Source organism: uncultured Veillonella sp., assembly GCF_938010505.1.
Taxonomy (GTDB): Bacteria; Bacillota; Negativicutes; order Veillonellales; family Veillonellaceae; genus Veillonella.
In genome coordinates this window covers 1-10,319 of the sequence record NZ_CALLVP010000138.1, presented here as the reverse complement: position 1 = coordinate 10,319, position 10,319 = coordinate 1, and the positions used below count along the sequence as shown (strand labels likewise).

The following is a 10,319-nucleotide window of genomic DNA, read 5'->3' as shown; positions in this document are numbered from 1 at the left end:
CTGCCTCTAGTTCTCGCTCTTGGAATCGTCGTTTCAATTCACTAACGGAGATTTTCGCGGTCCGACGAGTAGCATCACTGTAAGGATAGTTATAGTTAAAGCGATTCACGATTTCCTGTGGCAACTCTACAGAATTAACCGCTTTCAACTCCCGAACTTTATTGATTGTAGTCTCATCGACATCTGCTTTATAATCGAGGTCGCCATAGAGAGAACCATCATGAACTTCAACCTTAATACGGCACTGTTTATCAGACAAATCAAAATAGGTAGGTCCTTCGTATTCAATAGCTACACGCAACGGATTGCCACCATCTAAGTGACGAGCAAAGCCCATGATCAGCCAGTCTAGATAACTATTGGCTTGCGTGATAATATCTGTCGGTAACTGTTGAGTTTCTACGGAAGCCGCATTTTTAATGAGTTCACCTAGGGTACTTAAACTGCCTTTAGATTTTTTAAAGCCTTTAATAAAGCCTGTCATAAACAACTTATCTCGTGCCCGTGTCAAGGCAACATAGAGAATGCGTTGTTCCTCCGCCTTGAGGGCCGCCTCTTTTACGTCTTTCACATAGAACCAAGGCATGGTCGGGAAGGACACTCGAATATCTGGAAAATACCCTTTCAAACCAAGGCCTGCATTTTTATCGATAAGAAGCTCTGAACGCAAGTCCATCATATTGAATCTTTTTTGTACACCAGATAGGAATACTACAGGGAATTCAAGGCCCTTACTCTTATGGATGGTCATGAGGCGCACCACATTATCCGCCTCGCTCACCACATTGGCAAGAGGCATATCTTGGTTGCTATCGCGCAAGCTTTCCACAAAGCGCAAGAACCTAAAGAGCCCGCGGAAACCAGAGGCTTCATAGCCCTTAGCTCTATCATATAAGGCAAGCACATTAGCGCGGCGCACGAGACCATTCGGCATAGCCCCTACATAATTTACATAATCTTGGGATTCGTAAATATCCCACAACAAATCGGTCACACCGTGACGACGCGACAAGGTGCGCCACTGCTCCATATGACCAATAAAAGCTAATAAGCGCTCATCTTGAGCCACTTCTGCATAGGCTGACATGAGAGACCATAAAGAACCCTCACCAGACAGGCGCAATGCGCCTAGTTCATTGGCATCAAGGCCTACCAGGCCAGAGTGCAATACGGCAGCCATCGGCAAGTCTTGTTCCGGATTATCTATGATGGATAACAATGCCAATAAAAGTTGAATCTCTTGTGCTTCAAAGTAACCGTCTCGCTCATTTACAACCGCAGGAATCCCCGCTTGACGCATGGCTTCTACGGCACGCGTCCCCCAACCCGCCAAGGATCTGCGCAAAATAGCAAAGTCTCGCCACTCGATTTGACGGAATGTGCCATCTGGATTTTGCACCTGTTTCTTAGCAGCATGGATTTCCTTGATTTTTTGAATGATGAAATCTAGCTCACGCTCGTTGTTTTCAGGGTCATCCCCTTCATCTTCGTCACTTTCACTAGCACCAAGGGTATCCTTACTCACATCTAAGAGCTGTAATTCCACTTCACCTCCAACCCAATCCTCTGGTGCATCCTCTACAATGCGGCCAGGAATAAGCGATTCAGCCTCTGTGTAATTGAGCTCCGCCGCGTCTTTCGTCATAATTTGATAGAACAAAAAGTTCGTAGCAGCCAAAATATTTGCGTCAGATCGGAAGTTTTTCGCCAAGTCGATACGTCGTTCTACCGCATCAGTACCACCGTAAGTATTGTACTTCTCCATAAATAGAGAACTGTCGGCCATACGGAAGCTATAAATGGCCTGCTTCACGTCCCCCACGTAAAACCTATTATCGACGCGAGAAATCAAGTTGATAATCGTCTCTTGAACGCCATTCGTATCTTGGTATTCGTCGACCATGATTTCTTTGAACGTATCTTGCAGTTCCTTTGCCACTTCAGATGGCTGAGGGTCATCCTCTGTGCCAGGTTCAACGAGAAGAGCCAAGCATAGATGTTCAAGATCGCTGAAATCCATGATACCTTGCTCTTGCTTCATGTCTCTATAAGCTTTATGAAAAGCAATCGTCAGCTCTACAAGGCCTTCTATGATTGGATATTGAGCCTTAAACTGCTCTTGCAAGGTAGCTTCCGGAACAGTGAATATAGCGGTTTGCATGGCTTTGAGGTCATCTTTATTTTGACCTCCTAAAGATTTAAACTCTGCTACCAACATAGGGTCATAGGCTTGCGCCTCTTTTGAACCCATACGGAACTGGTCCTTAATAAAGGTATCCATATGTTTACAAGCATCGCCCATATCATTCCAAGATTGAGCTGCTGAAAGCATACTTAGTGCAGCCAGTTGATTATCGTATATATTTTGCCACTTATGAGGACCTACGGGATCAAGTAAAATTTGCTCCATCCGCTCTAAGCGCTCCCGAACACGGTCGATAACAGCTAAATGATTCGACCACATATATTCGCCCCACATCGTATTACTAGGGTTTATGGTCATCGCCTCTTTATAAGGTTCTAAGGCTTTCCTTAGCCATCCATCAGGATTAGCAAGGGACATGGCATAGTTATATAGGGACATAATCTTTGCCGTTAAGCCCGCATCGGATTTATCGTCGCTGAAGAAGTCCGCTAGCTCATAGATATTATAAAGGCCCTCTTCATAGGACTTAGTTAATAAATCGGCTAATACCTCTTGTTGTAGCAACGCCATTTCTGCTTCATTGCCGATACGAGCCGTTGGATTAATATCGAGCTTGTAGAAATAGGAACGTATTACCCATTGGCAAAAAGAGTGCAAGGTAGAAATATGAGCAGACGGCAATAGATTGAGCTGTCGTTCAAGGCGCTCTTGTAGTACTACATCATCTGTAGATTCCATGGCTTTAGCCAAGGCAAGGCCAATACGAGCGCTCATCTCTTGGGCTGCAGCCTTTGTGAAAGTTACAACCATGAGTTTTTGAACGGATAAAGGATTATCCATATCCTTAAGGCGCGTAATAATGCGCTCTACGAGGACCGCTGTCTTACCTGAACCGGCAGCAGCCGCAACAAGTAAGGTCTGATTATCTAAGGAGGAGTCCTTAGGCGCTACGATGGCAGACTCCTGCTCTGGCGTCCATTTAACACCCATGGTCTTCACCTCCTTTATTACTAATACTTGCTACATTACTTTTATTTCCATTGCTACTGTTATTTCTGTCGTTACTGTCGTTACTGTTGTTTCCGTCGTTTAAAACCTCTTTCATCCGTTCTAAGGCATCATCTTCAGACAATCTAGACAAATAATTATATCGATTACGGCTAGAGTCAAAGCGACATACCGTTCTGTAATCGCAGAAGGTACAAGGTCTAAAGCCATTTAATTGATATGGCTTTATTGGGAACTGCCCTTCCCCAATATGACGACCCGTCTCAGCCATCACGTGATTTGTATAACGGCACATTACATCAAACTCACCAGTACTCTTAACCTTACGTAAATCTCTACTGGAAATGGTTTGATCTTTCTTCGTAGCAATTGGCACATAAGGGCCTCGTTTAGAACCATAGGATAAAAACTTATTATCAATATGCGTCAATAACTCTATATCATCGGAGAAATACCCACTGTTTTGCCACGCGTCACTTTCATTAGCCAACGAAACGGCATCTTCATAAGATATAGGCGCATCAGCAGGGATTTTAGGGTTCTTCACGTAAGAATAAACCACAGCTGCCGGCGACATAGAGGTGCCATGCATTTTACCGTAAGCGGATTCTAAGGCTAATAGATACGTCATGAGCTGCAATTTGAGGCCGTAGTACACATCTTGAGCCGTCACATGAGCGCCACCCGATTTGTAGTCGATAACCATGCCATAGGTTTGACCATCCCGTGTATATTCGTCGATGCGGTCAATTTGACCGATGAGGCGCAAGTAGCGGTCTTCACCAAGAGGGACTCGAATAGGATCCCATCCACCTTGACGACCAAAGTCTTGCTCTAAATACTTCGTATCAAAATCACTACGCTTAGACCATTCTACGAGGCGGTCTACCGTCACATGCAATGTTCTCTGTACACGCTGTTCGATGGCCTTTTGATAGGCATCGCTCGTTTCTTCACCCAGCTGATTTTCTTGTAAGATTTCGTCTGCCACAGTGCGACATAGTTTTTCTTGTTCCTCTTCGTCAAGGTCACGCCATTGTTTGTTGTTTTCTAATAGATAATTTCCTAAGCGCTCTAAATTAGCATGTAGGAATGTACCAATTTCAGGAGCACCAAAGGAGCGTACACGACGCGGTTCTAGTTTCAAACCATATTGAGCATAGAACTTAAACGGACATTGTTGGTATCGTTCAAGTCGCGTCACAGAACCAGACATATAGCCTTTAGACAAAAATAGACCATTCACTAAATCCTGCGTTATGACAGGCACATCGTTATTATCTCGAATGCCACGTGACACCTCCGCTAAACGAGGACGATAGGTTTCGCTTTCACGAGCCCAGTTATAGAGGCCCCACCAAAGAGGATTGACCTCATAACCACTAAAGAGCGCACCCCAACGCTCCGACAACAATGACAGACTTTGGAGTGGGCGCCACACGTAATCCGTCTCTGTATCAGGTGCAATGGAGAGAGGAATTTCTACCGCCTGATCTACGTACCCAAGGGATTCTAATCGTTTCACAATGAGGGACGGCTCAAGACCGGTTCCATCCTCACCAGAGCCCGCATAGGACAAGGTCAACGAATCGGATGCCCGCGTCATGGCGAGGTATAATAGGAAATTCTCGTTGAAAGCCTTCGGCAAAGCACCTTCTGCTAAGGTAATGCCTACATCGGCCAATTCTTGACGCTCCTTATCCTTGATGAGCCCTTCATCGCCCATACTTTGAGGGAACACACCTTGGTTGAGGCCCATTACGAACACCTTAGGCCACCACTGGCTGTAACCACGTTCGATAGTGGTAATCACCACATGGTCTAAAGACGGCGGAATCATAGAGTAATTTACATCGCTAAGGCCTTCTTCAAGAAGGAGCATCATCTCATCCAAGATCAATATTTCATCCTTCATGACCATAGAAATTTCGTCTATAAAGGAAAGGACCGCATTATACATCTGTTCATGACTAGCTTTGGATTCTTGATCACCTACAGTTTCTGCGTCCTTCGCCCATTCATAGAGGCGCTCTGGCACTTGCAATATTTCTAACAAGCCATATAATTGGGTTCCCCATTCTGCGCCCGTATGTCCATCACTATGAGCTGCAAAATCAAACCACGGAGATAAAACATCCATAATGGTTTGTCTTGCTTTGTTAACACGTGCTCTGCGTGGTGCATCTACGTGGCTTTCTTCATCTTGCCCCTCATAAAAGCCTCGTAGGTACGGCCAGCTTTCACGTTCCCATTTATAATGGTCGATACCAAACTCAAGAACGTAGTTCTCTAACTCATCTACAGCCTCACGAGTAAGCGGCATCAAGTCCGTCTTGAGCAAGAGGAACATGCTATCTCGACTATAGTTATGACGCACGATATCAAATAGGGCCGTCAATAGCTCGCCTAATGGATGGTTTTTCATAGGACGTTGACGGTCGATAAAGTGCGGAATACCGTAGCGAGTAAAGACTTTTTCTAAAGTGTCACCATAGGTTTCAGACTCGCGGAGCATGATACATACATCTCGGTAACGAGCCTCTTCAGATGATTCTACATAGGCTAAAATGTGACGAGCCACAGCATCTGCTTCGCGTTCCCGGTTATAGCCGCGAATAAGCGGAATCGTTTCATCTGTAGAGTTTTTCTTACTAGGACTAGCAAAGTAATTAGACTCTAGAGCTTGAACGATTTGAGGGCCTCGTTTTCCCTCAAAGCCAACCCAGTTGATACTAGAGCCATAACGAGCGACTAAGGTGTCGTAAATCTCTAAAGGGCGGCTGAAGAGATGCTCCCCTCGACGAGCTAGATTTAACGTCTTTGGATCCATCGGTAAATCGATAGTAATAACGGCCTCCTTCGCCAAGTCAAACAAGGTATAAATCAACTCATAGTGAGTCGGTGTAAACCAATGGAAACCATCGATAAAGACGTGGCTATTCTCCATGAGAGGAGATTGTGGCAAAGCCTCTACGATTTCCATGATAGGATCGATGTCGCGCTCCCCATGGCGACTGAGTTCCTCTTCATAGGCAGACATACAAATAGCTAACTCGCGCAATTTCTTTTGTAATACTTTATTTTTAACAGATTCTGCCCCTCGTTCTAGATCCACAGGGCCTACACGGAAGGTGCGAAACTCAGAAAAGAGTTGTTGCAATACAGAGGAAAACTCAGGTCGTTTTGTAGCCTGTTCTAATAGCCCTAGTTCCTTTTGCTTTCGTTTCATTACAAGGCGCAACAACATAGACCGGCCAAAGCTTGATAAACTTGATTGACCGACCCCTTTTGAGCCTATCGATTGATATACCTGATAACCCAAACGACCAAAGCCTACGACGCGAACCGTAGTAAAGCCTTTTTCAGGCATAAATTCAGCTAGCTCCCGTTCCACCCGATAGGTGGCAGGTTCAGGAACAAGCAAGATTATTGGTTCCCCTGGACAATCTGTCATGACCTGACGTATGCGCTCATATACGGCGCGCGTCTTACCTGATCCAGCTCGTCCATAATAGACGCTAATACTCATGAGACCTCCCTAGTGAAACTTTCACCATCTCAATTGATATAATCCACAAATTTATATTGCTCATATCAGTTAACGCATTAGAATAGCACTACACAAATTAATTGTAGCACTATACGAATTAGATATAGCATTAAACGAAATTTTTCGATATAATAAATTACTATACTGATTATTATTATATAGTAATATGACATTCTATGGCTAATTGTACAATATTTGACTCATCTGATTATATTTATTTATAATTAAGATAATATTTTATATTTTATTTACAATTAGCATGAATTCCTATATAATACAAGTTAGTATCTGTGTTATTTGTAAAATCATGTATTTAGGAGTAAATTATTATGAACAAAAAACATTTAGCAACTGCTTTTGCAGTGTTTGCAGCGACAACGATGTCTTTCTCTGCTTTTGCTGCAACTATTGATGCTAATGCACGCGCTTATGAACGCGCTTCTGCAGAGCAATATTCTTATCCTGCACCACAAGCTGCTACACCAGCTTACCAAACTAGTTATGCAACAAGTGCACCGCGCCCTGGTTACAAACCATTGCCGGCAGTGCCTTACACAGCAGGCGATATGACTCAACAAATGCCTGTATCTAAAGAATTGGGCGATCCAATCTTTGTAGCGCCACAAACAACAGCTGTAGGTCTTCAAATCATGGATCCTATTCCTACTGAAGCCCAACCTGTATACCAAGAAACTGTAAACTCCGTAACAGCTAATGGCAACGGCAGCTCCTATGTTTCTCGCTACAAAGCTAACCAATTGAACGCTTTCGACTTGTTGTTAAACGGCAAAACTTACACATATGACTTGCCTGCATACACTAACGGCTACCAAGTGAAAACTGCTAGCTCTTACAACCGTGCTGGCAACGGTGTTGCGAATGTATTCTCTACAAACGTAATCACTGAAGCATTTGTAAACAACAACTCTTTGCGCATCACTGTAAACATGACTCAACCAACAGCTGTAGCAGCTGCTAAATTGCGTTCCATGCAACAAACTGGTCAAGTAGCAAGTGGTGAAGTAGCTGCATTGTTCGCTTACAATGAAAGCTATGATGGTGTAAAACAAGCGGCTCATTACGATATTTTCAACAATAACGGTCGTTACATCGTTGTTAAATCCGGTGCTGTAACTGTACCAAATGGTGCTCAACACCCTTATGCAACTGCATTATTCGCAATAACTGAAGACACTGTAGCAGCTGTAACAGTATCTGGCAATACTGCTGAAGCTTATGATTTAGTAAAAGGCACTGCATACGCAATCGCGCAATCTGCTAAAGTGTCCAACAATAAAGTATCTACTAAATCTAAAAAATAATTCGTTACGAATTTAATTTTATTTGGTGAAAGATCCCAGCTTTCACCAGCAAAAAAAACTATAAATCACTAACTCCCCCAATGAGACAACTCATTAGGGGAGTTTTTATGTTCTTTATATTACAGTTGCATGTTGCATTATAGTCCCGTTACAGTCGTATTATAGTGCCGTTATAATCGCGTAAAGACCTCTAATGCCTTATACGCCATTAATCGATACCCATGCTCATTGGGGTGTACCTCTCCAGCAAAGACAATTTGTCCAATTTGATCCGCTTCAAACAAGGTGGTATAGAAATCTATGACCTTAATATTACGCTCCGCTGCGTAGGCTTTTAGCTGTTCATTAACCTCTCGTACAACCAGATTTAATCCATCCATATCGCTATCAATTTGAGTTTCTAAACCGATGATTACCATCCCTTTTGTACTAGCCAGCTCGATAGCTTTCACCAAAGTCTTATACACATAGCTACTATCTCGACCTTGTAAAATATCGTTAGTGCCACACATCAAGAAAATATGACGTGTTGCATCGGATACAGCAGTAACCGCCCAATTTTCAATATTATAAATCATCCCCTGTACGGAGCAGCCATCTTCACCGTAGTTTGTAAAATTAACACCCTCTATGGATGCATCACAGATTTCGACCCAACCCCGTCCATAGGGCACATCATAGCCACGCGTAATGCTATCGCCAAAACAGATGATTTCCATTTACATCCCTCCTGTACTATGACTCAATCATATAATAAAAGAACACCATACACAATATACATATTAATTACAAAAAAGGACCCGTTTTGAACTGCCCTCCAATTAGACACAATTTTTAGAAGGGCAGTTCATTTACGGATCCTTTTATATTATTTAAGACGAATGAAGAACAATGCACATGCACCGATAATAGGAGCTATTGCAATAGACATCAAGGACATTTGGTAGCTGCCCGTCATAACGAGGAGATTCCCCAAGAGAAGTGGCGCCAAGAGAGCTCCAATTTGATTAAACAAATTTACAAAGCCCGCTGTTGTACCGCGCAAATGAGGTGCTGCAGACTGAACTACGAGGGCATTGGTCAAAGCACTATGCATGAAGGCACCAATACCGAGGATTGGACCTGTTACAAAGAGCATATTTGGATTGGCTGTGCTTGCAAACAAGATTAAAGCTGGCCCAAATAAGAACATAACGAGCGCCGCTAAATGGTTCTTCTTAATTGGCAAAATATCAGATAAAATACCGATTGTTGGTTTCGCAATTAGCGCAGCCGTACCGAACACGCTCATGACTTGGCCTGCATAGATAGCAGTTACACCTAATTGTTTAACCATGTACAAGTTCGCCCATTGTGTTACACCCCAAGTCGTACCTGTTGCAAAGAAGCCTGCAATTGCCAAGCAACGGATGTTACGGTTAGAAACGATGTGTTTCAAGTTTTCTACTAAAGACGTTTGCCCTACGCCAAGCTTAGCAGCCGCTTCAGAAGCCTCCGATTCTCGTTGTGCAAGAATTTCTGCACTCGGCTTACGCACCGTGAAGTAACATAACACGAGGACTACCAATGGCAAGATAGCTGTAGCAAGGAATGCCGTTTGCCAGCCGTAATGTGTTGCCACATACGGTGCATAAAGGTTTACCGTAGTAATACCAAAGGAGGTACAACTCATGAAGATACCTACAGCCGCACCACGTTGGTTCGGACCGAAGTGATCGCCGATAGCACTCAAGCAAGAAGCTTGTACAGGACCAGACATAACGCCTAACAAGAAACGCAAGCCCCAAGCCATGTTATAGTCTGTAATGGTACTCATCAAAGCTGTTACAGTGGCCATACCAATCAAACTAAACAAGATGGTACGTCTGTAACCGATTTTATCGGCTAAAATACCACCTGGCAGTACCGTTAACGCATAACCAAAGTAAAAGGCCGAAATATGTTGAGCCCCCATCTTGGCTGTAAAATGCAACGCCTCATTGAGGATAGGCATAACAGATGCCCAAGACAAGCGCATAACAAAGCTCAACAAGAATGTGAGCCATACGCTAAGGAGAATTAATATTTGAGTTCGCGAGAAACTAAGTCGATTCATACGAGCTCCTTTCTACAGAAAACCTAATAAATATAACGATAGCATACCATAGAGGACAAAGATTAGCTATATAAAACTGATATTAAATCCTCCTAAGTCAATCTCGATCTTACCTATAACGATAAAAAGCCCTCTAGGCATAATGATATGTACCCCCTTTACTGGACAACCAGTAAAGGGGGTATTTTCGTGAGATAT

5 protein-coding genes are annotated in these 10,319 nt (G+C 43.4%); 1 reads left to right on the top strand and 4 read right to left on the bottom strand.

Features of this window, described 5'->3' with window-relative positions; genetic code table 11:
- Together addA and Q0507_RS08435 are read right to left on the bottom strand one after the other, a co-directional pair.
- On the bottom strand, positions 1 to 3,136 hold a 3,136-nt coding region (addA, locus tag Q0507_RS08440; RefSeq protein ID WP_298715028.1), incomplete at its 3' end, for a helicase-exonuclease AddAB subunit AddA.
- On the bottom strand, positions 3,126 to 6,683 hold the full coding sequence (locus Q0507_RS08435) for a PD-(D/E)XK nuclease family protein (RefSeq protein ID WP_298715026.1): 3,558 nt from the start codon (positions 6,681 to 6,683) through the stop codon (positions 3,126 to 3,128). The genes Q0507_RS08435 and addA, both read right to left, overlap by 11 nt.
- Positions 6,684 to 7,033: 350 nt before the next feature.
- Here Q0507_RS08435 and Q0507_RS08430 point away from each other — a divergent pair, with 350 nt between their 5' ends.
- The gene (locus tag Q0507_RS08430; protein WP_298715023.1) at positions 7,034 to 8,026 is read left to right on the top strand and encodes a hypothetical protein; all 993 of its coding nucleotides are present in this window, start codon (positions 7,034 to 7,036) and stop codon (positions 8,024 to 8,026) included.
- Between the two features lie 170 nt (positions 8,027 to 8,196).
- Here Q0507_RS08430 and Q0507_RS08425 read toward each other — a convergent pair whose 3' ends face one another.
- The gene (locus Q0507_RS08425; RefSeq protein WP_298715021.1) at positions 8,197 to 8,745 is read right to left on the bottom strand and encodes a GDSL-type esterase/lipase family protein; all 549 of its coding nucleotides are present in this window, start codon (positions 8,743 to 8,745) and stop codon (positions 8,197 to 8,199) included.
- Positions 8,746 to 8,894: 149 nt separating this feature from the next.
- On the bottom strand, positions 8,895 to 10,121 hold the full coding sequence (locus tag Q0507_RS08420) for an MFS transporter (protein WP_298715019.1): 1,227 nt from the start codon (positions 10,119 to 10,121) through the stop codon (positions 8,895 to 8,897).
- Positions 10,122 to 10,319: the final 198 nt, after the last annotated feature.

Excerpts from the sequence above, each read along its gene's own strand:
- Q0507_RS08435 (WP_298715026.1), bottom strand. The coding sequence starts at position 6,683 with ATGAGTATTAGCGTCTATTATGGACGAGCTGGATCAGGTAAGACGCGC.
- Q0507_RS08430 (WP_298715023.1), top strand. The coding sequence starts at position 7,034 with ATGAACAAAAAACATTTAGCAACTGCTTTTGCAGTGTTTGCAGCGACA.
- Q0507_RS08425 (WP_298715021.1), bottom strand. The coding sequence starts at position 8,745 with ATGGAAATCATCTGTTTTGGCGATAGCATTACGCGTGGCTATGATGTG.
- Q0507_RS08420 (WP_298715019.1), bottom strand. The coding sequence starts at position 10,121 with ATGAATCGACTTAGTTTCTCGCGAACTCAAATATTAATTCTCCTTAGC.